We start from the raw sequence: 23,670 nt of genomic DNA on the forward strand, positions 1-23,670 counted from the left end.
CCCACCGCAAGGCGTTATGCCGCGCGTTCCGCCGCGTACTGCAGGCTGTAGCCCACCGCCAGGCTCATGAAGAGGATCATAAAGTAGCGGAGTCCGATCTGGACGACGTAATCGCCCGTTGCCTGCCGAGAGAGCGGGAGGAGGAGGACGAGGTCGAGCAGCCAGTTGATCGCCATCCAGCCGATCCCGGCGATCCATGCCTCGCGTACGTGCCGCTCCCGGATCACACGGAAGTACATGTACAGCAGTATGGCGCCGGTGCCGGATCCTACCACGACCATCAGGGTTTTAAAGAGGTCGTAGTCGATCAGCAGCACTCCCCCGGGGCCGTAGAAGATGAAGCTCACCAGGAACTGGGCGAGCCAGGAGAGGATGCCGTAGCCAATCAGCCTTATTTTGTCGGCCATCTGCTATTCCCTCCCTTCGCCGGAACCCGGCGGCATAGCGCTCCCGTGCCGGGACCCCGGCAGTGCATCGCCTGTCATCCGATACAGGGTTTTGTCTCCGCAGATATTAAGGATCGGAGCTTTCTCCGGGGGACGGCATCGCTTGAAGAGGGATCCCCGAAGATCCCCGGACAGAGGGGAGTCCCGCCGTTGCGATCTGCCTGGCATCCTCCGTCCTGTACTAGAGCGCCTCCAGCATCCTCTTGAGCATCGCCTCCTGGCTCTTGAGCTGTTCGCGGAAGTCCATGCGGTCGGTATTGGAGATCTCCATGCGCAGATCCCCGATATAATCTTCGAGCACACTCCGAAGCAGCGTCGCTTCCGCATCCGTGAGATTCAGCTGGGGCATCGTTCCTTCCTGCCGCTTGCGATCGGCAGGTTTCCATGCTTTCACAGGCTAATTAAACTTATCTCAGACGGCGATATCCGGCAGCGCCGTCATTCCTCCGATTACGGGTGTCTGCACCGCCTGCCAATGGTATGGGCTATTTATCAGTATGCCGGTCGAAAGCCCTGCGATATCGAGGAGAACGCGGCGTGCAGGACCGCTTCGACGGTCCAATGCCCTTAAGATAACGCACCCTTTGTATCCTGGAGGTATCGGCATGGCAGCGCAGGAGAAAGCGAGAATGGTTGTGATGCATATCCGGATCCCGGAAATTTTTCGTTGGGAATTGGCGGTGGATCCGATCGCATGCCGGGCATCTCTGGATGGCAGACGTAGGATCCGTTCCTGCTGGGCATCGCGGTAAGCCTGAGGCATTCGGTCTGCTCCCGAGGGCTGTCTCTCGCCTCTGCCGTTCGTTCCAATTCCCTGCTGCAGCTCGAGTGAAGGCACCATCGGCACGTCGCGGTCCGCTCCCCGCACTAATCGCCGGCATGGTGCCGGTACACGGGTGGGCCAGGAGGTATCCGGGTCCCGGCGATTGCGTGGCAATCCCGTTCCATTCTATCATGGGAAGGGGAGTTCGGCCGGGTGACACCCATTCGCCCCCTTTAACAGACGATCTCCTGCCACTGAAGCGCCTCCGTGCTCGTCTCCTGCTGCAGGCTGCAGAAGAAGTATTTTATCTCGAACAAAATGTACACTTATCCATACACGGGTTCCCGATGAAGCGAAACACGTTCTATATTCTCCTCGGCATCGTCGCGCTCCTCGAGGTCGTTGCCTTCTGGGTCGCGGTGCAGCTGGCGCGGCCGATCGTCATCCAGGTGGCCTTTATCCTCGGCGTTCTCCTGCTCTACGCGGCACGCAGGATGGTGGAAGAGCGGCTGGAAGATGAGCGGACGAACCTGATCACGCAGAAGGCCGCCCTCCGCACCCTCGAGGTCTTCTGGGTGATCTTCTTCGCCGTCAGCCTCGGGAGTGCGGTGCTCGGGTTCAGCCGCCCCCTCGGGCTCCGCGGTCCCCCTCCCCCTGATGGCCAGGTCGTCATCCGCGTGATCCAGGGCGACCCCGCCCTTCCCCACATCGGCTGGTTCGGGATCGGCCAGATGGCGCTGCTCGGGCTGATGATCCTCCTCTATGTCGGATTTCGGATCTACTATGGCCGTAAGTACGGCGGATGGGACTCCGATGAAGAATAGGATCAAGGTCTTTCGGGCGATGCAGGACATGACCCAGGAGGATCTGGCAAACGCCATCGGTGTCACCCGGCAGACGATCCTCGCCATCGAGAAGGGCAAGTACGATCCCTCGCTGGAACTGGCCTTCAAGATCGCCCGCTACTTCAACGTCAATATCGAGGAGATCTTCTTTTACGAGGGGAATGCCCGCCCAAAATAGGGTTCTGAACGCCAGGATTCGGTTCTGCGGCCTCCCCTCTCGCAGCAGGGCATAGACATCCCCCTGCCACGTCGGTATTGACAGTGAAGTGATGGCCAGCTGCCCCATATGTAAATGTGTTGCGACTATTAGAGAATTTTAAATAACAAAATGTAAAATAAATTTTACATGGTCGTCCCGTATGCCCGTCGGGATCGCGGATGACCATGTGGATTTGAGAGGGCTTGGAACCATGAGACCACACAGAATCGCCTTCGGAATCGCAGCAGCGCTCTGCGTTGCAGTATTCCTGGCAGGCCCTGTCAGCGCCGTCTTCGAGGAGCGGAGCTCCAGCGTCCGCGGTCCTGTTGACGGGGGCAGGATGACGGGGCTTCTCGACCGGCTCGAGGAGAAGGGCTATGACGTCAGCGCGGTCCGTGCTGCCATAGAGAACGGAGACAATGAGACCGCTCGTGCCCTGCTGCGGGAGTTCCTGGGGACAAATGAGCTTCCGATGCCCCCCGAGAGAGACCACAGCAGGATGCATGCATCCAGGCTGCTGGAGCGGCTCGAAGAGCAGGGCTTCGACGTGAGCGCGATCCGGGCCGCTGTCGAGAGCGGCGATCGGGAGACTGCCAGGACGCTCCTGCAGCAGTTCCTGGAAGAGCACAAAGACGCGCTCCCGGGGCCTTCGAGGCAAGGAGACCGCACGAGCAACATGACCGTGCTCCTGGACCGCCTGGAGGAACGTGGGCTGGATGTGAGCGAGATCCGCTCTGCCGTCGAGGGCGGCGATGCGGAGACCGCACGAACGCTCCTGCAGCAGGTCATGGAGGAGCGCCAGGTTAAGCCACCAGAGAGATTGCAGAACGGCTGCCGCGATCCGATCGGGAACCAGAGCATGAAGCGGATCGGGGAACGGCATGTCAGAGTTGGAGACCCGCAAAGACCTCGATGACACCCCACCTGCAGCATCCATGGGGAGGACCCCGCCCGGATTGCGGGCGGGATTCATGTCCGGGGCAGGGGCCGATGGCGGGTCTTTTCGCCAGCCAGGACTGCATGCCCCCACCTCACCGCATTCAACGCTGGGCAATGAGAGCCCCTTGCAGGCAAGAGACGAGGAACGAACATTCTACCGGACGGGCCAGGTGTTTTTCGGGAAAATGGCGGAGCGCCGCCCGATCACCCGCGTGTCCGGCCGTACAGCACCGATAACCATGAAACCAAGACTGGCGATTCTCATACTTCTCCTGGCCGCCCTGGGGGGCATCGCTGCTGCCGCGGACACGGCTGCGGCGGCGCAGGCGTCCCCGGACGGCCAGATCACCGTCACCGACTCCTCGGTGAGCCCCGAGGTGCTCATGCGCGGGGATACGGGCACGGTGACCGTCAGGATCATGAACAGCGGGACGGACAACGTGGTGATCAGCCGGGCCCGGCTATACTCGAACGATCTCGCCGTCCTGAACGCCCACACCTACGATGCGGTGGGGACCATCGGTCCGGGAAACACCCTGCAGTTCACCTTTGCTGTAAAAGCCAACAGCCCGGACGGCATCTACTACCCGATGTTCTACCTGGACTTCCGTGACGGCGGGTCGCTGCGCTACTATCTGCCCGTCAAAGTCGAGAGCACCGATCTCCGCATCTCCGTCGTCGACGCCCCGGACACCTTCCCGGCGAACTCGAAGGATACGGTCACGCTCTCGATCGGCAACCCCCGCGAGAACAGCGTGAACGGCGTCACCATCACGCCCCGGGGCGCCGGGATCACGTCGACCCAGTCGAGCATCTTTGTGGGCACCCTCGAGCCGGACGCGCAGAAGAACGTCTCGTTCGATATCGCCGCATCGCAGAATACGGAGCTCGAGTTCGACGTCAGCTACAGGAACGGCATCAACGAGCACCATATCACCCTGACCCTGCCCGTCGAGGTCGGGAAGCGGACGGTGGCGCCGGAGCCGGTGGTGAACAACATCGAGGTGACCCAGAGCGGGGGCGTCTACACGATAGAAGGGGACATCACGAACGCCGGCCTGAAAGAGGCGTATTCGATCCTGGTCAGCGTGGGCAGCCCGGCGAGGGGGGTCGATCCCTACCCGGTCTACGTGGTGGGGGCGCTCGAGCCCGACGACTTCTCCAGCTTCGAGGTCACCTGCACCGCCCCGGGAGCATCCTCGGTGCCGCTTCTCATCCGGTACAAGGACGAGAACGGGAAGGCATTTGAGGAGACCGTGACCGTATCGCTCTCGAACCCCGGATCCTTCGCCGGTAACGTCAGCGGGACTGCGATGATGCGATCCGGCTCGGCGAACCAGGGCATGCGATCGCCCGGCATGTTCGGCTCCTTCGGCAGCGGATTCTCGCGGATCCCGCTGCTGGAGATCGCGATCGTCGCCATCGGCGTTGTCGCGGTTGTCGTCGCCTGGCGTACGGGAGCGGTCGGAAGGATCCAGAAGCGGCTGAGGAGATGAAGCGGAGGCCGGATTCGTGAGCGGCCCGATAATCGAACTGGACGGTGTCAGCAAGATCTACCCCCTGGCGGCAGGGGATGTCGTGGCGCTGGACGCCGTATCCCTGACCATCGAGGAGGGGGAGTTCGTTGCCGTCATGGGAAAATCCGGATCGGGGAAGTCCACCCTGCTGAACCAGATCGGCTGCCTGGATCGCTCGACGGGCGGGAACCTCTACATCATGGGAAGGAACACCAAGGAGATGACGGATGTGGAGCTGACCAATCTGCGGCTCAACGCCATCGGCTACATCTTCCAGAGGTTCAACCTGATCCCCCTCCTGACCGCCTACGAGAACGTCGAGTACCCCTTCATCATGAAGCACCGCCGGAACGATGACACCGGAAGGGTCCGCGACCTCCTCCTCCAGGTGGGGATCGACGAGGCGATGGCCACCCACCGCCCGAACGAGCTCTCCGGCGGGCAGCAGCAGCGGGTGGCGATCGCACGGGCGCTGGTGAACGATCCGGCGATCCTGCTCTGCGACGAGCCGACGGGCAACCTGGACTCCCAGACCGGTGTCCAGATCATGGAGGTGCTCGCCGATCTGAACCGCCGGGGGCGCACGATCATCATGGTGACCCACGAACCGGAGATCGCCCGGTATGCGGAGCGGATCATCACCATCCGGGACGGGAAGGTGGCCTGATATGGGAAACATCACCTTCCAGCTCTCGCTGCGGAGCGTGCGGCTTCATTTCCTCCGCTCCGTCCTCGCCGCCCTCGGCATCGTGATCGGGGTCGTTGCCATCGCCGCGATGGGCATGATGGGCGCGAACATGACCCTCTCGGTCACCGACGAGCTCTCCGACATGGCGAACATCCTGGTCGTCCAGGCCTATACCGGCGGCGGCATGGGAGGCGGCTTCGGGGGGGGCGGCATCCGGATCGCTGGAAGCGCCTCCAGCAGCGACGATGAGAAATTGACCGACAAGCAGTTCCGCAGCATCGAGAAGGTCGTCGGGTCGTCCGGTACGGCGTACCCCGTCTACCGCAAGACCGACACCATCGAGATCGGGGACCGCCGGGGGAGAGCGACGGTGTACGGCCTCCCGACTGACGTGATGCCCCAGATCCTTCCCCTGGCGGACGGGGCCTACCCGAAGAGCACGACCTCGGTCGTCGTCGGGCCGAGACTCGCAGAACGCTTCGGCCTGAAGATAGGGAGCAAACTCGACATCGGGGACCCCGACGAGGGAACCACCACGACGGTGCGGGTCGTCGGCATCCTGGAGGAGCGGGGCATGTCGATGGACCTGAGCACGGACTCGGCGATCGTCGGGGGCGAGAAGCTCTACACGGGCATGTACGGCGGCGAAGGGCAGTACGACCAGGTCAACGTCGTGGTGAAGGATATCGCTGCCGTGGCGACGGTCAAGGGGGCGATCGAGGAGGAGCTGAACAGGAAGGCCGAGGCGGTCACCGTCCAGGACAGCAGCCGCATGCTGGAGTCCATCACGTCGACGCTCTCCACGATGACCGCGTTCGTGATGGCGATCGCCGGCATCTCGCTCGTGGTCGCGGCAGTCTCGATCTTCAACGTGATGATGATGTCCGTTACAGAACGGATCCGGGAGATCGGGATCCTGCGGAGCATCGGCACCCAGAAAAGGGAGATCCTGCTGATGTTCGTCTACGAGGCGGGCATCCTGGGGATCGTCGGGGCAGGCATCGGGGCGGCGCTCAGCCTGGCCATCGGCTATATCGTGGTGCTCGGCATGGTCGGGACGACGGAGTACTTCTTCACGGCAGACAGCCTGGCCTACGTGATCACCGCGATGCTCATCGGAATTGTCGTCTGTGTCGTCACCGGTGTGTATCCGGCCTGGCGAGCATCCAACCTGGATCCGATCGAAGCGCTGCGGGCGGAGTAGGAGGCAACCACTTTTTAAAGGAGCATACATATGGCAGGATCTGTCCGGCGCGGTGCGTCCAGCTCGGCACCACCATTGCCATCGTCATCCTCGCACTCACCGTCCCCTGCAGCTGCGCAGGTGCCCCATCGGGTGCGCCCGCGCCGGGATCGCCTCGGGACAGGAGAGGGCCCGAATCTGCCGCCGGCAGTTACTTCGCCGGGAGCGATCGAGGACGACCCCCCGCGCAGCCCGGCGTCTCTGGAGAGGCGCTGGTGGCTGGCTCAGGCATCCCACATCACGGCATGGCGGCACCAGGGCAACAGCAAGTACCTTAAGACGGAGAAGAACGATGAACATAACACGTCATTCCCGCGGGTTTGGGATTGTGCATGATACCGCCATATCGTGTTTCCCGTGCACCGGGCTGGTCGTTTAGGCCTCGGGATACGGGGTGCGGGCGCTGAGGCGCAGGAAGGGTTGTGATGCAGATGATGGACAGAAGAACCACCAGCACGATCGTTCTGGCAGTACTCCTGATCGCCTCCCTGACCGGCAATGTCTACCAGGCATTTCTGCAGCCGTCCTCTGAAGAGCAGACGATCGCGGACCTCCAGCGGAAGATCGACTCTCTGGACGCCCGTGTGCTCACTCTCCAGAATGCTGCGAACGGATCGCCGGCATCGCGTTCGGCCACCCTGCAGGGACCGGCGGTGCTGCAGAGCATCCAGGCGGACGAGCGCTACCCTTACTGGATGGGGGAAGTCGTCACCCGCGGCGCCATGCTGGACATCTCCGTCGAGATCCAGCCGGGCCAGGGAAGAGTGCTCGTCGAGACCGAGCCCCTCATGGGTATCGTCTTCCAGGACGCGGCCAACACCGCCGTGCGGGTGGCGGAGAACGTGACGGACCGATCGCTGTCTGCAAGCGACGTAATCTTCAGCATCCGCGCTGATGCGGAGGTGCCGGCCGTCGACGGGCCGAGCGCCGGCGCCCTCATGGCAGCGCTCGCTATCGCGGCTCTGAACGGGGAGACGCCGGACTCCTCCGTCACGCTGACGGGGACCATCGATGCGGGCGGGCACGTCGGGGCCATCGGGGGGGTGCTGGAGAAGTCGCAGGCGGCAAAGGAGAGCGGAAAAAGGATCATTCTGCTGCCGCGGGAGAACGCGGAACTGGTGCAGCTTGTGGAGACCACGCAACGGTTCGGGAGGTTCACCCGCGTCTACCAGCAGCCCGTCGTGGTAGACGCAAAGGAGTACATCGAGAGCGAGGTCGGCATCCAGGTCGGTTACGTGGATACGATCGAGGATGTAGGAAGAGCCCTGGGAATACTGTCCGCGTGACGGGCATTCCAGGGAAATATGCTTTAGATCGGCACGATGCAGGTGACGTCGAAGCGGTAGACCTCGCTCCCGTGCTCCCGGAAGAGCCCCCGGGCGACGGTCGAACTCGAGCAGAAGCCGGTGATCGGCCTCTCTTTTCGTTCGACGACCCGCACCGCCGCGATCTGGTTCCTCTCGTAGAGATCTTTATAGATATCGCAGGATTGCGATAACGCTGCCCGCAGCCTGTCGTCTTTTTTGGCGCAGGCGCCGCCGGGCGGGGCTGCCCCGATGGAGCAGTCTGCATCCGCGTCGAGGATGGCATCGACGTCGAACCCGTTGAAGGCCTTCCCGTACCGGGCAAAAAATGTCCCCAGCATATCCTCTGAGCTCCTCTCGCAGTATTGCCCCCCGGAAGGGAGGCCGTTTTGCATTCGTCCGCGGGAAAAAAGAGGTGGATGCCCTACGTCTTCTCGCCAGCGCTCGCAGCGGCATCCTCGGATTCTCTGTCCGGCATCCGGCGGATCATCTCCTTGATCGCCTCGGGCGCCTTGTTCCTCTCTGCCATCTCGAGGAGCTTCTTCCTGTCTTTCGGGACGTCGCTTGGATACTCCATACTCTCCCCCCATGGAATCGTGCGCTGCAATCCCGCCCGGGCAGCCCTTACGCGGTGCATCCGACTTAATAGTTTTGGCAGCGGGATTGCAGGCCCTATCGCTCCGCCGCCGGCAGGGTGAAGTGGAACGTCGAGCCTTTTCCCGGCTCGGACTCGACCCAGATCCTTCCTGCGTGCCGCTCCACGATCCGCTTCACGATGGCCAGCCCGATGCCCGTGCCGGGGTACTGCTCCATGGTGTGCAGGCGCTGGAAGACGACAAAGATCCGATCCCTGTACTCCGGCTCGATCCCGATGCCGTTGTCCGAGACCGAGAAACGCACCATGCCGTTCAAGGGCTGTGCCGAGATGCGAATCTCCGGTCGAATCCCCGGCCTGCGGAACTTGATCGCATTGGTGATCAGGTTCTGGAACACCTGCCGCAGCTGGACCGGATCGGCCACTACTGCCGGGAGAGGATCGTGCGTGATCGCGGCCCCCGTCTCCTCGATCTCGAGGTGCAGGAGGTCCAGGATCTCCTGGATCAGCGTATCTGGAGTCACGGGCTGGAATGCTCTCCCCTGCGTCGTGATCCGGGAGTACTCCAGCAGGTCGTTGATCAGGGCCTGCATCCGCTTTCCGGACGATACGATAAATTCGATGTACTCGGTTGCAGCGGCGTCCAGCTTCTCCCGATACCGCCTCTCCAGCAGCTGGGTAAAAGAGACGATCGTGCGGAGCGGCTCCTGGAGGTCGTGCGAGGCCACGTAGGCGAAGCGTTCCAGATCCTCGTTGCTCTGCTTCAGCCTCCTGGCATACTGCTGGGTCTCCTCCTCCGCCTGCTTGAGCTCGGTGATATCCATCAGCGTGACGATCACGCAGGACCAGGTATTCTCGTATCCGGGGACCATCGCCACTTTCAGCAGCCCGCGGCGGATCTCCCCCGCTGGCGTGCGATACGGCGTCTCGCTCTCGAAGGTCTTCTTCCCCTCCGCAAACGCGGCCAGCTCCCTGCGGAATACGCCATGCGACCCCGGGGCGAAGTGGGCATCGATGCTCCTCCAGAGGTCGGTCGTGCTCCTCATTCCCACCAGACTCTGGGAGATCTTGTTGGCATGCAGCATCCTCACCATGCCGGCGCAGCGGTCCACGTCCTCCGGGTGGTCCTCGAAGTAGCCGGAGATGTCCTGCACCCCGTCACGGCGAAGCGCGTCGATGAAGCCTTTTACCGCGGATAGGTCCTCGTGCCACTGGGGAAGGGGGGCTTCCTCGAAGAGCGTGCGGTAGCGCTCCTCGCTCTCCTGCAGCGCCTCCTCCATCTGTTTCCTCTGCGTGATGTCGCGCCCGTTGATGACGATGCCCCGCACGTCCGGGTCCTGCAGGAGGTTGGTCACATTGGTGTGGATCCAGTGCATCCCGCGGGGGCCGAGGAACCGCGCCTCGAACGTGGCGCTCATGCCGGGGTGCTGCATCAGGTCTTTGAAGAACTCTATCGCCCGGGGGATATCCTCGGGGTAGATCATCTCAAAGGCGCTCCGCCCGACCAGGACTTCGGGCGGGAAACCGTCGATCCACTCGATCGGAGGGCTGATGAATACCATCCTGCCCTGCGCATCCAGGATCATGATGAAGTCCGAGGTCTTCTCGATCAGGGCGCGGAAGCGGTGCTCGCTGGTGCGGAGAGCTGTCTCCGTCTGCTTGTGCACCAGGGCGCAGGAGATGATCTCGCCCACGAGCTTGAGGAGGAGTGCGTCCTCCTCGGTCCAGTCCCGCCGCTGCCGTACGGCGTCGAACCCGATGAACCCCAGTAGACCCTCCCGGGAGACAAACGGCGCCGCCACCAGCGACTGGATCCCCTGGGCCTCCAGGATCTCCCGCTCGCTTGCGGCCTCATCGGGCAGCGCGTGGACCGCGGGGATGCGGATGGTCTCGCCCCGCTCCAGACGCTCCATCCACCAGGGAAACCCGGCGGTGGGCAGATCCTGCAGGCTCGCCTGCTCGGGCTCGACTCCAGAAGCGCACCACTCGGTGGTGTTGCTCATCGTGGCCCTGTCCTCGGAGAAGAGGAAGATGTAGCTCCGGTCCGCCCCCGTGAAGGTGCCGATCGCAGCCATCGTCCTGGCGATCTCAGCATCGATGCTCTCGCAGCTGGCCTGCATGAACCACGCGGTGATATTGGAGATCAGCCGCACCAGATCGAACCGCTCCTGTACGCCCACCTGGCGGTAGAGCCCGTCCGCGACCCCGCTGACCGCATCGGCACGCTTCCGCTTGGTGATGTCCCGCAGCGTGACCAGATTGGCGCTTCTGCCCTGCACGTCGATTCGCGTGCCGAGCCCCTCGATCCAGCGGTCCTCGCCCGAGAGGGTGCGGATGTGGTACTCGTTCAAAAAACCGCCCCGCCCCTGGCGCACCTGCTCCAGGTCCGCCACTGCGGCTGCCACCGAATCCGGGAACAGGTAGTCCCTGACATTCCTGCCGATGGCCTTCCTGGGATCCTCCAGCCCGACCATGGCGGCACCCGCCCGGTTGGTGAACAGGACCGTGCCGTCCCAGTCCAGGATGACCGTCGCGTCGAGGACGTGGTTCATCAGGAACCGGAGGAGATCTGCAGGCCCTGTGCAGGTCTCGCCTGCCGTCCGGTCGTGCGTCTCCATCGCCGCCCAGAATGCATCGATATGCCTCTCCATGCCCGTATGCGTCCGATTGCGCGATTGTACGACTATTTAGGTTATCTGCTCGTTCTGGCGTGAATTTTTATATTCAGAAATTTATTAACCAACAGCAATAATAGTATCTGACACCGCAAAAGGAAAAAGCAATTGCATCCAGACCCTTTCGTGAATCCTGGGCACGGCAGCAGGAGCTGGGGCCTCTCCGGCAGACGGATTCCCGAGCGGGGCGACGGAGGAGATCCTATCCCCTGCACGGGAGGGGCTTTCGTAACGGGCCGCGAGAATGCCAAGGAGGATTATCAACAGCGAGGGCAGCAGCACGCCGATTCCTTCTTAAAGATCCGCCCCTAAAAGCCAGGCAAGAATGGCTGCCGCGCCATCTCCGGGTCGGCTGCAGTTCCCGCCGCAACCGGCAAGCGAAGTTACTCTTTCGTTCCAGCAGGAACTGCAACGCATCCAATAGTTATTGCAATATTTATACCTTCGCTGCCCCTGCCGTCTCCCCGCGCTCCCCAACTCCTCTGCCTGTTCCGCCCCGCAGAGCTCGCCGGATAGGGTCGCGCCGGCCAGCTCTGCCGGACCGGATAGTTCCGGGCCCGGAGTTTAACCGGCGAGCGGACCGGCTGCACCCTCTCCATCAGCCGCAGGAGCCCGTCGCGGTCCACCAGATCACCCGGTTGGAGCGGGCCAGATGGCAGGCCGGTTTTGTGAAGTAGCTGTTGGTGACCACCCGGGCCCGTTCGACCCCATAGTGGCTCCGTGCGGCGGCGACCTCCTGGACGGCAGCCACCCCCGCGCTGGTGATGTAGCGCCTGGCCTGGACGGCGATGATCTCCCTGCCCTTCCGGAGGATCAGGTCCGCCCCGAAGTCGCCTCTGTTCGGGGTGCGCTCAACCGCGTAGCCGCAGCGCTGGAAGAGCAGCCCCGGATAGGCCTCGAACCCGGCGCCCCGCATCCTGTCGATGGTGTCGATGCCGCACCGGAGGCGGCGATCGTCGCACCCCGGCGGATCCTCTCGCACCCGGAGGGCGCCCGGGATGAGCCAGGGGAGGATGGACGGCGGAAAGAGGATGGCTGTCAGGATGGCTCTGATGGGGATCCAGCGGGATCGTTCTTTTGGTCTATCGGGGAAGGGCGGCATTGGCGGCTCCGTTCTGCATGCGAAGGCGCCCTGCCCGCGGCGTGCCGGAATCGGACACCGGTGCGGGCATCCCTGATGTGCAGGATGTATTGCCGTAGTTATGTGGCATCGAATTTATTTAACTATTTTAATAAAAATCCGGTGTTGAACTCGAGGAGAACGCGGAGGAGGCGGATAGGGCTACTCGCATCCCCCGAAGCCGATGCCCTGGCTGTACCAGGGCGGAGGCTGCCTGCTCTCCAGCCTTTTTCAGCACGAAAAGCATGCCAGCACCATGAGGGCGTTGTCCAGTTTTTCTCGAGCCTCGGGTTCCGCCGGGTCTCGTGCTCCCCCGAAGGGCCGGCTCGGCCTTCAGGATATCCGCAGACTGCGGATCAGGCCATAGAGAACGCCCCGGGCTCCGCATAGACCGCCCTGGCGCGGCATGCCGGATGGATCCTGTATACCGAGCGGGCGTGTACCGGAACACCCGCCTGCGCTGAAGAGCGGTCTGATCCGCGGTAGGCCCATCCGCTCGATTTGCCTCGTTTCCCGTTCTTCTGGCCTCCGGAGATCCCGCAATCGCGCAAACGGCACCCGGAGAGGGGGGATGCCGGATGGGTGCCCGCTACAGCTTCGGAGTCTGAACTGAAAGGAGGTATTGGTTTTTTCCTGGATTCCCTCCCTTTTTTTCGTCAATTGCGATATTCACGCCACTGATAGGGTGGATACGTTGGCCTCCCGATCCGAAGATCACCCCGGAGTCCTCCTGATGCAGATTACAGCCGCATATTGTCAATATAATAGTCAATCTATACTAAAGTTCAAATAGAATGTTCAGCGCTTAACTCCACCATGAGCTCCAAGAAACTAGAGTATGCCCTGCTGGCTGCCATGCTGGTGATCATACCGATTGTCCTGATCGCCCCGGCCGTTTCGGCCCCTGCAGAGGGAACATTCACGACGGGAGAACCGGGGATCCCCGGACAGACCGTTTCCCTGGAGATCTTTCCCGACACGGCCGTCCATGCGGACATCTTCGGCCACCGGATTGTCTACCAGGACCGGCGCGAGGGGGATGACTGGGAGATCTTCCTGTACAACCTCACGTCCGGGAGGGAGTACCAGCTGACGAACGACACCATCGACCAGATCGCTCCCGCCATCTCCTGCGACTACGTGATCTACTACGAAGAGACAGATGAAGGATGGGGCCTCGTCCTCTACAGGATCAACGGAGACGAGGCATGCACGGCGATATGCCCCGACTGCGCCGAGATCTACGGCCCGCCCTGTCCTCCGGGAGCCGTCTGCCCGCCGCAGCGGAACTGTCCCGCGGGATTCACCTGCCCGCCGTCCGGCAGACCGTGCGGCTGTACCGCGAACTTCACCTGGACTCCGGACAGCCCCATGGCGAACGGGAGCGTGAACTTCAGCGGAACCTACGACCTCACGGGCACCTGTGCTGATACCGTCACGGTGCGGAACTGGACCTGGGACTTCGGGGATGAGAGCAACGCCACCTTCGGGCAGAACGCCACGCATGCCTTCGAGGAGAGCGGTGTCTACGCCGTCTCCCTGATGGTCACCCTCGGCAACGGCAACACCTGCAACGTTACGAGAAACGTCACCATCGGCGTGGTGCCCTGCAACTGCACGGCCGATTTCACCTGGATGCCGCAGCCGGGGATAGTCAACGAATCGCTCGACTTCAGCGCAGTCGTGAACACCACGGGAACCTGCAACCTGAGCGGGCGCATCCTGAACTGGACCTTCGGCGACAACAGCAGCGGCACGGGAGAGGAGGTCAGCCACACCTACGCGACCGTTGGCAACTATACCGTCGAGCTGGACGTGACCTTCGACAACGAGACCGTCTGCATGGCAACGCATGAGGTCCCGGTGGTCGCGGAAGCCCCCACGGTGTGCAACTGTAGTGTGAACCTCACCTGGAGCCCCGAGACGCCGCAGATCGATAGCGATGTCATGTTCCAGGGCGAGGTGAGCATATCGGAGGGCTGCAACGCCACCGCGGATACGTGGTTGTGGACCTTCGGCGACGGGAATACCAGTGCGGAGCAGAATCCGCTCTATGCCTACAACGCAGCAGGAACCTTCCCGGTCACGCTGGACGTCACCCTCACGGATGGCACGTTCTGCACGGATACGGGAGACATCACGGTCATCGCCGCCCCGCCCGTAGAGACCATGCAAGTTCCCGCCCCGGAGAACGAGACAGGAACGAACACCACGTAATCCCCCACCCTTTTTCAGGGGGATCCAGCTGCAACCGCAGCAGGGGGAGATAGCGGAAGAGGCGGTGCACGATCCGCAGCGGAGGCTGCACGCGGGCCGTCTGCCAGGCGCTCCTGCGGCCAGGCACCCGCAGGATTGCAGCCGCTGCCACGGCGGACGACCGTTCCCTTCGATCCCGATCCTGCACTCCCGGGATCCCTCGCAGTCCCCGCCTTCTGGCCGGAAGGGCATCCCCGGGTCTGCATCGCTGCCCAGCCGGGATCGCCACCCTCCCACCCATGTTCATGCCGACAGTGAGCCCGGAAGCCCATCCACGCCGCCGTTCTGCCCGATAGGATCCGTGGCTGCACCCCGCTCACGTATCGGGACGACCGACGGGAAATTCCTGCATGCCGCCCGTCTCCTATCCAGGATTCGGTCCCGTCACCAGAATGAATCAGGCCGCCTTTTTACCTCCCGCTGCCCACGCTCAGGCATGCCCGCAACCCCCGGGACATTCGCCGGCAGGGAGAGGATGGAGGGGCTGTCCCGGGTCGTCCACACCGTGGACGCCTCCACCGCGGCCCTGATCGTCACCAACATCGGCGTGCTCGCCCTGGCCCTCTACCAGCAGGGGGAGATCGGGACCGTGCTCTGGATCAACTGGTCGCAGAGCGTCATCATCGGCTTCTTCCAGTTCTTCAAGATTCTCTCGCTGCGGCAGTTCACCACCGATGGCATGACCTCGAACGGCATGCCGGTAGCCCCGACGAGACAGTCGCTGCGGAGCCTTGCGGGGTTCTTCGCAGTCCACTACTACGGATTCTTTCACCTGGGCTACATGGCCTTCCTCTGGACCGAGGTCCCGCTGACCGCGGATGTCGCCCCCCTCGTCCTCCCGGGGGGCGCTCCTCTTCTTCTTCAACCACGCCCTCTCCTTCGCCCTGAACTACCGGGCCGACTCCCTCCGCCGGCAGCACCTGGGCCGCGTCCTGCTCGTCCCCTGCGCCCGGATCGTCCCGATGCACCTCGCCATCGTCTTCTCGTTCATCTTCCTGAGCGGGTTCGGGCCCGTCCTCTACATGCTCCTGAAGACGGCAGCCGATACGGCCATGCACCTCTTCGAGCACGCGGGCGGGGAGCAGGAGACACCGGCAGCCTGCCGCGGATCGGTGCGGGTATACCGCCGGTGGCGTTCGAGTCCTGATGCGTGCAGGCCCTGGGCATCTTCGCTGCCCGGATCGCTGCATCTCTGCACCCCCTGCCAAGCACCTTCGGAGGCGAGAGGCGCCAGGCTCCCCGGCGGCCGGGGGAGGTCGGCGTGCGGGGTGCCGCCTGGGGCAGGAGACGCGCCCCCCCCCCGCGGGTCCCTGACACCGCTGCCCGCGCGGCAGCGATCGCCGCCCGGGCGATCCCCGCCCATCCTGCGGCCGGATCCCGGTTCAAGTAATCACATTTTTTCAGGCAATAGAATCCACAGTGATCGGACCAAGATGCAGATTCCATTCCCAACGGTTCGATCCCAGGGGATATCGATGGAATTCAAGTGCCCTGTCCTGATCATCGGCTATGGTGCAGTTGCCAGGTGCGTGCTGCCCCTTCTGCTCAAGCACATCGCAGTACCGTTCGAGAACATCACGATCCTGGACACTCTCGACAAGTCGCAGGAGCTCGGGCCCTGGACCAAGAGGGGCATCCGCTTCTTCCAGCGGGAGATCACGCCGCAGAACCTGGACACCGTCCTCTCCGAGTACCTGGCTCCGGGCGGACTCCTGATCGATCTGGCCTGGAACATTGACTGCGGCGATATCCTCCGGTGGTGCCACGATCACGAGGTGCTCTACGTGAATGCCTCCGTCGAGGTCTGGGATTCCTACAGCGAGCGATTCACTGCCAGCCCCTACGAGAAGTCCCTCTACTGCCGCCACATGCGCCTGCGCGAGATAGCGCGGGAATGGCAGGGCGCCACCACCTGCGTCGTGGACCACGGGGCCAACCCGGGGCTGATCTCCCACTTCGCCCGGCAGGGGCTGATCGACATCGCCCGCAGGATGATCGCCGACGGGATCGCCCGCGATCCCGCATTGCTCGAGGCCTTCATCGAGCAGCGGCGGTTTGCCGAGCTGGCGATGGAGGTCGGGATCAAGGTGATCCACTGCTCCGAACGGGACACCCAGATCTCTCACAGGCCCAAACGGGTGGACGAGTTCGTCGGCACCTGGAGCATCGAGGGGTTGCGCGAGGAGGGCACGGCGCCTGCAGAGTTGGGGTGGGGGACGCACGAGAAGGAGCTCCCGCCCCTGGCGCACGTGCCGCCCGTCGGGCCGAAGAACCAGATCATGCTCGCCCAGATGGGCATGAACACCTGGGTGCGTTCATGGGTTCCGGACTGCGAGATCGTGGGCATGCTCATCCGCCACGGCGAGGCTTTCGGCATCTCCGACCGCTGGACGGTCTGGAACAATGGCACGGCGCTCTACCGCCCGACGGTGTACTACGCCTACATGCCCTCCGATGCCACGATCGTCTCGCTGCACGAGCTGCGCTGCCGCAATTATGAACTGCAGGGCAGCGGGCGGATCATGGACGACACCGAGATCGTCTCCGGCGCCGACATCCTGGGCGCCCTGCTGATGGGGCACCCCTACGGCTCCTGGTGGACGGGAAGCATCCTCACGATCGAGGAGGCGAGGAGGCTCCTCCCCGCGCAGAACGCGACCACGATCCAGACGGCGATCGGTGTGGTCGCTGCGGTGATGTGGATGATCGAGAATCCCCGCTGCGGATTCTGCCTGCCGGACGATCTGCCGCACGAATACGTGCTGAACATCGCCCGCCCCTACCTGGGGGAGTTCAGGAGCGGCCCGTCGGACTGGACGCCGCTGAAGAATCGGGCCGTTTATTTCAGAGAGAATCCTGCAAACAACCCGGATTGCAGAGATATCTGGCAATTCAAAAACTTCATATTCGTGCAGTAAACCACGTTAGAAGGGATCCCCCATGGCTGCAGCCATAAAATCACCCCACAAAGGCGGGCATACCAACGGCGTGCCGCATATCAGCGACGAGCAGAAGGAGCTTCTGCACGATCTGGCCAGAGAATACGGCACGCCGATCTTCGTCATCGACCACGAGAAGATCCGCGAGAACTACCGCGAGTTCAGAGAGCACCTGCCCAATGTCCAGGCCTACTACGCGGTGAAGGCCAACTCCAATCCCGGCATCGTCAAGACCCTCTTTGACATGGGCTGCAGTTTCGATGTGGCGTCCATGCCCGAGTTCATGATAGTCTACGATAACATCAAGAACATGCCCGCCCGGGAGCGCCAGGAGTGGATCTGGAACAGGATCATCTACGCCAATACCATCAAGCCGATCGAGACCCTGAAGGTGCTGGACCAGTACAGGCCGCTCGTCACCTTCGACAACTGCGAAGAGCTCAGAAAAATCCAGCGCTATGCCCCCCATGCCGGGCTGGTGCTGCGGATCCGCGTCCCGAACACCGGCTCCATGGTGGAGCTCTCCTCCAAGTTCGGCGCCCATCCCGGGGAGGCGGTCGACCTGATCCTGGAGGCCTTCAATAGCGGTCTTGTCGTTGAAGGATTGAGCTTCCACGTCGGCAGCCAGTGTATCAATTTCGAGAACTACATCCAGGCCCTGCAGATCTCAAAGGGCATCCTGAAAGAAGCGGAGACCCGTGCTGGTCAGCGGATCAGGATCCTGGATATCGGCGGGGGGTTCCCGGTGAAGTACAACCCGTCGGTGAAGTCGTTCCGCACGCTGGCGCGGAAACTGAATGCCGAGATGAAGCGCCTCTTCGCCCCCGATATGGAGTTCCTGGCAGAGCCCGGTCGGTTCATGGTGGCGAATGCATGCACACTCGTCGCCAAGGTGATCGGCAAGGCGGTCCGCGACGGGAAGCCCTGCTACTACATAAACGACGGGGTCTACCACACCTACTCGGGGCAGATCTTCGACCACTGCCTCTATCCCGTCCGGGCCTTCAAGGATGGCGAAACCAGAATATCCGCCGTCTTCGGACCGACCTGCGACGCCTTCGACACGATCACGCAGAGCGCCGAGCTCCCCGACCTGGAGATCAACGACCTGGTCTTTTCGGAGAACATCGGAGCCTACTCCCACGCCTCCTCGACCTGCTTCAACGGCTTCCCGCCGGCCAAAGTGGTGCACATCAACCAGTAGTTACTACCCGATCGCTGAGACCCGCGCGCCGAAGAGCAGGGCGGTTCGAACCATCCTCTCTCCGCCCTGCCCCTATCGCCGCGGTCGAGCGGTGGTCCTGACGCCGGGGAAGGCAGGACGGATCTTCTCCAGAACCCAAGATTCTTTTAATCCTGCATCGGATACTCATATGGGAATGGGAGACCTTTTACAGATCGTCACATCCTCGGAGAAGCGCAAAGGGCTCCTCCTTCTTCTCCGGTCCGGTCCGAAAACTTGGGAGGAGATAAAGACCTCCCTTGCGGTCACTGCCACCGGTATGCTGCCCCAGATCAAAATCCTCGCAGAGAATCATCTGGTGCAACAGGATGGGAAACGGTACCGGCTCACCGATCGGGGCGAGATCGTCGCCGCGCATCTGGAGCCCCTGATAAAAACCCTGAACGTCCTCGAAAGACTGGGTGCGTTCTGGAATGAGCACGATCACAGTGCCATCCCCCCTCGCCTGCTGGCGCGGATAGGAGAGCTCGGGGATATCAAGATCGTCGAGGGCAATCCCGAAGAGATCTATGAACCCCACCGGGAGTTCCTGGACAACATCCTGCGATCGAGGAGACTTGTCGGGATCGCTCCGTTCGTCCATCCCATTTACCCGGAGTTCTTCCTGCGGCTGGCCGAGAGGGGCATGGAGATCTCCCTTCTGCTCACGGAAGGTGCGTATTCCAAGATCGAGAAAGACTACAGCGATAAACTGATGCGGGGACTGCAGTACGAGAATGCGCACCTCTATGTATTCCCCGATGATATCAGACTGGCATTTGTCGTGACCGACATCTTCTTCTCGGTATCGTTCTTCTTCAGGAACGGCGTCTTTGATCCCAAGCGGGACATCGTCAGCTTCGACCCATCCGCCCGCGCCTGGGGGGAGGAACTCTTCGAGCACTACAGGAGTCTCTCCCGGGAAGTAACGAAAAAGATGCTGTCCTAACGGCGGGATCGCCTTGCCTGGAAATCCGGGTTCTCGATGCAGTGTGCCGGGAGCGGTTCGGGGGCAAACGGTGATCCTATCCTGAATATCTCCGGATCCATAAAATCGCGTTAAAATTTTCAATCTCGTTGTAATTCAACCACCGGATTGTATTAAATCCCGGCACACGATTAAATACTTTTAAAGGATGATATGGGGATCAGCCCCGATGGCTGGAGGTTGCTGTCTCCGCATCAGGGTGCGGTGGGGATGAGGGTCATCGGAAACCCGGAAGCGGGGACGAGAGACGATGAACCGCAACGGGAATAACCTGCATATACTCTGCTCTTTCATGGAGAGGGTAAAGGACGTCTTTATCGCCATCGATAGGCAGGGCTACATCACCTACATCAGCCCCCAGGTCAGGCGATACGGCTACACCCCGGAGGAGATCGTGAACCGCCACATCGGGGAGTTCATTCTTGAGGAAGACCGTGAGAGGGTCCTGGCCGATTTCGAACGGACAATGCTCACCGCCGAAGAGTTCCCCACCCAGTTCCGGTTCCGCGACCGATCGGGGGCGGTCTGGTGGATTGAGGAATACAGTTCGGTCTGCACCGATGAGTCGGGTGCTGTCACCGGCATCAAGGGCGTACTGCGCGATATCACCGATCGCAAAATAGCGGAGGAGGAGCTGCAGCAGATCCGGGTCTACCTGGAAAACCTTGTCCAGGAGCGAACCGCCGGCCTCGTTGCCGCGAACGAGAGGCTTTCGAGGGAGATCGTCGAGCGGAAGGAGCAGGAGAGAAGGCTGGAAGAGATCGCTGCTGCGCTGCGCCAGAGCAACCAGGAGCTGGAGCGGTTTGCCTACGTGGCCTCCCACGACCTGCAGGAGCCGATCCGGGCCATTACCAGCTATGCTCAGCTCATCGCACGGCGGTACCAGGGGAGGCTCGATCCGGACGCCGACGAGTTCCTGCAGTTCATCGTCGACGGCGGGATGCGGATGCAGGCGCTGGTGAACGACCTCCTGGAGTACTCGCGGGTGTCCACGCAGGGAAAACCCCTCGAACCCACGGAGAGCGAGAGTGCCCTGCGGCACGCGCTTGACAACCTGAACCAGACCATCGAGGATCAGGGGGCCTGCATCACGCACGATCCGCTCCCGAGGGTGATGGCAGACAACTCCCAGCTGGTGCGTCTCTTCCAGAACCTGATCGACAATGCCATCAAGTTCCGGAGGGAGGACGAACGGCCGGAGATCCACATCTCCGTGCGACCCTCCGGGGGCGATGGTTCAGTTTTCCGTGCGGGACAACGGCATCGGGATCGATCCCGGATACAGGGATAAGATCTTTGTCATGTTCCAGCGGCTGCACACCATGGAGCAGTACCCCGGCACCGGCATCGGGCTCGCCATCTGCAAGCGGATCGTGGAGCGGCACGGCGGACGGATCTGGGTGGAATCGGAGCCGGGGAAGGGATCGGTCTTCCACCTCACCCTGCCCGCAGTGACGCACCAGCGCTGAAAGGGAGTATGGCAGGGAAACGGCGTTCCGTGCTCCCATGCTGCAGTCCTGCGGGTGTGGGTACTTTTATGCCATCCGGGCGACCATGCATGAATATCGCTGATAACCATGCTCCAGAGAAGAAAGATCGGTCAGTCCCTGCATGCAGAGCTGCAAAAAAGCCCGAGCGGGATCCAGGGCCTGGACGAGATCACGGATGGAGGGCTCCCGAAAGGGCGGGTCTCCCTCGTCGTCGGGAAGGCCGGGTCCGGCAAGACCCTGCTCGGGATGGAATTTCTGCTGCGCGGCGCTCTGGAGTACCATGAGCCGGGCGTCTTTATCTCCTTCGAGGAGACGGAGAGGGACCTCGTCCAGAATTTCGCGTCGCTCGGCTACGATCTGACGGCGCTCATGGAGAAGAACCAGATTGCCATCGATCATATGGACGTGACCCGAAACGACATCATCGAGACCGGCGAGTTCGATCTGGAAGGCCTGTTCATCCGCCTCAACCACGCCATCGACAGCATCGGGGCAAAGCGCGTGGTGCTGGACACCATCGAGTCGCTCTTCTCCGGCCTCACCAATGCCGGCATCCTGCGGGCGGAGCTCCGCCGCCTGTTCTTCTGGTTGAAAGAGAAGGGTGTCACCGCGATCGTCACCGGCGAGAGCGGCGAGGGGGCCCTGACCCGCCACGGCCTCGAGGAGTACATCTCCGACTGCGTCATTGTGCTCGACCACCGCGTCGAGGATCAGATCTCCACGCGCCGCCTGCGGGTGGTGAAGTACCGGGGCTCGACTCACGGCACCAACGAATACCCGTTCCTGATCGACGAGGGCGGGATCTCGGTGCTGCCCATCACCTCCGTCGGGCTCGCCTACACGGTCACGAAGGATAGGGTATCGAGCGGCATCGAGCGCCTCGATACGATGCTCGAAGGACGGGGGTTCTACCGAGGGTCCACCATCCTGCTCGCAGGAACCCCCGGCACCGGCAAGACCAGTTTTGCGGCTGCCTTCGCCGACGCCGCCTGCCGGCGGGGGGAGCGGTGCCTGTTCTTCTCTTTCGAGGAGTCGCCCGACCAGATCATACGCAATGTGCAGTCCATCGGGATCGACCTGACGCCGCACCTGGAGAGCGGTCTCCTGCGGATCCACTCGTCCCGCCCGACGCTGTTCGGCCTGGAGATGCACCTGGTGCTGATGCTCAAGGAGATCCGGGAGGTGCGGCCGCAGGCGGTGATCGTGGATCCGCTCTCCGACCTCATCGCTGTCGGTTCCACGAAGGACGTCAAGATGATGCTCGTACGCCTGGTCGACTACCTGAAGATGCAGCAGATCACCGCGTTCTTCACGCACCTGATCCACACCCGCGAAGCGCTGCAGCCGAGCGATCTCGCCGTCTCCTCCATCATCGACACCCTGATCCATCTCCGGGACATCGAGTGCGGGGGGGAGCACAACCGCGGGATGTTCATCCTGAAGTCGCGGGGGATGGCCCACTCGAACCAGATCCGGGAGTACCGGATCACGGACGGCGGCATCGTCATCGAGGATACCTGCCCCGGCGGCCCGGGCGGAACAGTCCTGGACCGCGCCCGCCACGAGCCGGTTGTGCGGAGGGAGAGGATCGGGACCCGGGAGCGGGAGTCGATGGGGACGCCAATCGCCCCCCGCGAGGCGGGCGTGCAACGGCAGATCCTGCCGGATCGGCGCATCGGCTCGACAGGGAAGACCGATGCCGGAGATGACAGAAACGCACATACGGGCGGAGATGTCATGGAGAAGGACCGATGACAGATGCCATGAGCCGCGAGGCGGATGAGACGGGGGAAATCTGGGTCCTGCGGCTCTATGTCGCTGGCCAGACGCCGAAGTCGCTCGCTGCCTTTGCCAACCTGAAGAAGATCTGCGAGGAGCACCTCGCCGGGCGCTACCGCATCGAGGTGGTCGATCTGCTGGAGCACCCCCAGCTCGCCCGGGGCGACCAGATCCTGGCTGTTCCCACGCTGGTGCGCCAGCTCCCGCCGCCCCTGCGCAAGATCATCGGCGACCTCTCGAATACGGAGAAGGTTCTCGTGGGCCTGGACATCAAGCCGGCGCGGTGAGCACAGGAGCGTGCCAGCATGGACAGGAGAGACGAACCAGATCCTGCGCAGCCATCGATCGCCGATGCCTTCGATCAGGCGGTGCAGAGCCGAACGGGCACGCGGTACATCCTGCGGCTCTACGTCACCGGCATGACCCCCCGCTCGCGTGCCGCCATCGAGAACATCAAGCGGATCTGCGAGGAGCACCTTGAGGGCTGCTACGACCTCGAGGTGATCGACATCTACCAGCAGCCCGAGCGGGCGCGGGAAGCCCAGGTGCTGGCGGCGCCCACACTGATCCGCCAGCTCCCCCTGCCGCTCCGCAGGCTGATCGGGGACATGTCGGATACGGAACGGGTCCTTCTCGGGCTGGACCTGCGGGTGAAGGAGTGA

General features: G+C 62.6%; 23 protein-coding genes. 17 read left to right on the forward strand and 6 right to left on the reverse strand.

Features of this window, described 5'->3' with window-relative positions:
* Positions 1 to 14 precede the first annotated feature (14 nt).
* The gene (locus QMC96_05585; protein ID MDI6876227.1) at positions 15 to 407 is read right to left on the reverse strand and encodes a hypothetical protein; all 393 of its coding nucleotides are present in this window, start codon (positions 405 to 407) and stop codon (positions 15 to 17) included.
* Between the two features lie 220 nt (positions 408 to 627).
* Positions 628 to 795, reverse strand: coding sequence for a hypothetical protein (locus tag QMC96_05590; GenBank protein MDI6876228.1), 168 nt, complete (start codon positions 793 to 795; stop codon positions 628 to 630).
* Between the two features lie 761 nt (positions 796 to 1,556).
* On the opposite strand from QMC96_05590, the gene QMC96_05595 reads away from it, so the two are divergent.
* From QMC96_05595 to QMC96_05625, 7 genes are all read left to right on the forward strand, one after another.
* Positions 1,557 to 2,033 (forward strand): DUF2178 domain-containing protein, encoded by a 477-nt coding sequence (locus QMC96_05595; GenBank protein ID MDI6876229.1) that lies wholly within the window; start codon positions 1,557 to 1,559, stop codon positions 2,031 to 2,033.
* Positions 2,023 to 2,232 (forward strand): helix-turn-helix transcriptional regulator, encoded by a 210-nt coding sequence (locus tag QMC96_05600; protein MDI6876230.1) that lies wholly within the window; start codon positions 2,023 to 2,025, stop codon positions 2,230 to 2,232. The genes QMC96_05595 and QMC96_05600 overlap by 11 nt, the downstream gene beginning before the upstream one ends.
* A 232-nt stretch (positions 2,233 to 2,464) precedes the next feature.
* Positions 2,465 to 3,169, forward strand: a complete 705-nt coding sequence (locus QMC96_05605) for a hypothetical protein (protein ID MDI6876231.1) — start codon at positions 2,465 to 2,467, stop codon at positions 3,167 to 3,169.
* 262 nt (positions 3,170 to 3,431) lie between these two features.
* Positions 3,432 to 4,688, forward strand: a complete 1,257-nt coding sequence (locus QMC96_05610) for a hypothetical protein (protein MDI6876232.1) — start codon at positions 3,432 to 3,434, stop codon at positions 4,686 to 4,688.
* 16 nt (positions 4,689 to 4,704) lie between these two features.
* Positions 4,705 to 5,376, forward strand: a complete 672-nt coding sequence (locus tag QMC96_05615) for an ABC transporter ATP-binding protein (protein MDI6876233.1) — start codon at positions 4,705 to 4,707, stop codon at positions 5,374 to 5,376.
* Between the two features lies 1 nt (position 5,377).
* The gene (locus tag QMC96_05620; protein MDI6876234.1) at positions 5,378 to 6,601 is read left to right on the forward strand and encodes an ABC transporter permease; all 1,224 of its coding nucleotides are present in this window, start codon (positions 5,378 to 5,380) and stop codon (positions 6,599 to 6,601) included.
* Between the two features lie 470 nt (positions 6,602 to 7,071).
* Positions 7,072 to 7,926, forward strand: coding sequence for a peptidase S16 (locus tag QMC96_05625; GenBank protein ID MDI6876235.1), 855 nt, complete (start codon positions 7,072 to 7,074; stop codon positions 7,924 to 7,926).
* Between the two features lie 23 nt (positions 7,927 to 7,949).
* Here QMC96_05625 and QMC96_05630 read toward each other — a convergent pair whose 3' ends face one another.
* The 4 genes from QMC96_05630 to QMC96_05645 all read right to left on the reverse strand — a co-directional run bounded on the left by QMC96_05630 (position 7,950) and on the right by QMC96_05645 (position 12,316).
* Positions 7,950 to 8,285, reverse strand: coding sequence for a hypothetical protein (locus QMC96_05630; protein MDI6876236.1), 336 nt, complete (start codon positions 8,283 to 8,285; stop codon positions 7,950 to 7,952).
* An 83-nt stretch (positions 8,286 to 8,368) separates the two neighbouring features.
* Positions 8,369 to 8,521, reverse strand: coding sequence for a DUF2795 domain-containing protein (locus QMC96_05635; GenBank protein ID MDI6876237.1), 153 nt, complete (start codon positions 8,519 to 8,521; stop codon positions 8,369 to 8,371).
* Between the two features lie 95 nt (positions 8,522 to 8,616).
* A complete protein-coding gene (locus tag QMC96_05640) occupies positions 8,617 to 11,190 on the reverse strand; it encodes a PAS domain S-box protein (GenBank protein ID MDI6876238.1) in 2,574 nt (857 codons plus the stop codon).
* 622 nt (positions 11,191 to 11,812) lie between these two features.
* Positions 11,813 to 12,316: a restriction endonuclease gene (locus tag QMC96_05645; protein ID MDI6876239.1), complete on the reverse strand. Its 504-nt coding sequence runs from the start codon at positions 12,314 to 12,316 to the stop codon at positions 11,813 to 11,815.
* A gap of 834 nt (positions 12,317 to 13,150) precedes the next feature.
* Between QMC96_05645 and QMC96_05650 the strand changes: the two genes are divergently transcribed.
* The 10 genes from QMC96_05650 (at position 13,151) to QMC96_05695 (ending at position 23,670) form a co-directional block, all read left to right on the forward strand.
* Positions 13,151 to 14,551 (forward strand): PKD domain-containing protein, encoded by a 1,401-nt coding sequence (locus tag QMC96_05650; protein ID MDI6876240.1) that lies wholly within the window; start codon positions 13,151 to 13,153, stop codon positions 14,549 to 14,551.
* Positions 14,552 to 15,026: 475 nt separating this feature from the next.
* Complete coding sequence (locus tag QMC96_05655; GenBank protein ID MDI6876241.1) at positions 15,027 to 15,737, forward strand: DUF6498-containing protein; 711 nt, start codon at positions 15,027 to 15,029, stop codon at positions 15,735 to 15,737.
* A 328-nt stretch (positions 15,738 to 16,065) separates the two neighbouring features.
* Positions 16,066 to 17,508: a saccharopine dehydrogenase C-terminal domain-containing protein gene (locus QMC96_05660; GenBank protein MDI6876242.1), complete on the forward strand. Its 1,443-nt coding sequence runs from the start codon at positions 16,066 to 16,068 to the stop codon at positions 17,506 to 17,508.
* 22 nt (positions 17,509 to 17,530) lie between these two features.
* The gene (locus QMC96_05665; protein ID MDI6876243.1) at positions 17,531 to 18,733 is read left to right on the forward strand and encodes a type III PLP-dependent enzyme; all 1,203 of its coding nucleotides are present in this window, start codon (positions 17,531 to 17,533) and stop codon (positions 18,731 to 18,733) included.
* Between the two features lie 175 nt (positions 18,734 to 18,908).
* Positions 18,909 to 19,700, forward strand: a complete 792-nt coding sequence (locus QMC96_05670) for a winged helix-turn-helix domain-containing protein (protein ID MDI6876244.1) — start codon at positions 18,909 to 18,911, stop codon at positions 19,698 to 19,700.
* 331 nt (positions 19,701 to 20,031) lie between these two features.
* Positions 20,032 to 21,030 carry a PAS domain S-box protein gene (locus tag QMC96_05675; protein MDI6876245.1) on the forward strand — a complete coding sequence of 333 codons (999 nt, stop codon included), beginning with the start codon at positions 20,032 to 20,034 and terminating at the stop codon, positions 21,028 to 21,030.
* Entirely contained in the window at positions 20,972 to 21,208 is a 237-nt protein-coding gene (locus QMC96_05680) for an ATP-binding protein (protein MDI6876246.1), read from the forward strand. The genes QMC96_05675 and QMC96_05680 overlap by 59 nt, the downstream gene beginning before the upstream one ends.
* A 108-nt stretch (positions 21,209 to 21,316) precedes the next feature.
* On the forward strand, positions 21,317 to 22,984 hold the full coding sequence (gene kaiC / locus QMC96_05685; protein ID MDI6876247.1) for a circadian clock protein KaiC: 1,668 nt from the start codon (positions 21,317 to 21,319) through the stop codon (positions 22,982 to 22,984).
* On the forward strand, positions 22,981 to 23,295 hold the full coding sequence (locus tag QMC96_05690) for a circadian clock KaiB family protein (GenBank protein ID MDI6876248.1): 315 nt from the start codon (positions 22,981 to 22,983) through the stop codon (positions 23,293 to 23,295). The genes kaiC and QMC96_05690 overlap by 4 nt, the downstream gene beginning before the upstream one ends.
* 18 nt (positions 23,296 to 23,313) lie before the next feature.
* On the forward strand, positions 23,314 to 23,670 hold the full coding sequence (locus QMC96_05695) for a circadian clock KaiB family protein (protein MDI6876249.1): 357 nt from the start codon (positions 23,314 to 23,316) through the stop codon (positions 23,668 to 23,670).

It is taken from the genome of Methanomicrobiales archaeon, from assembly GCA_030019205.1.
Taxonomy (GTDB): Archaea; Halobacteriota; Methanomicrobia; order Methanomicrobiales; family JACTUA01; genus JASEFH01.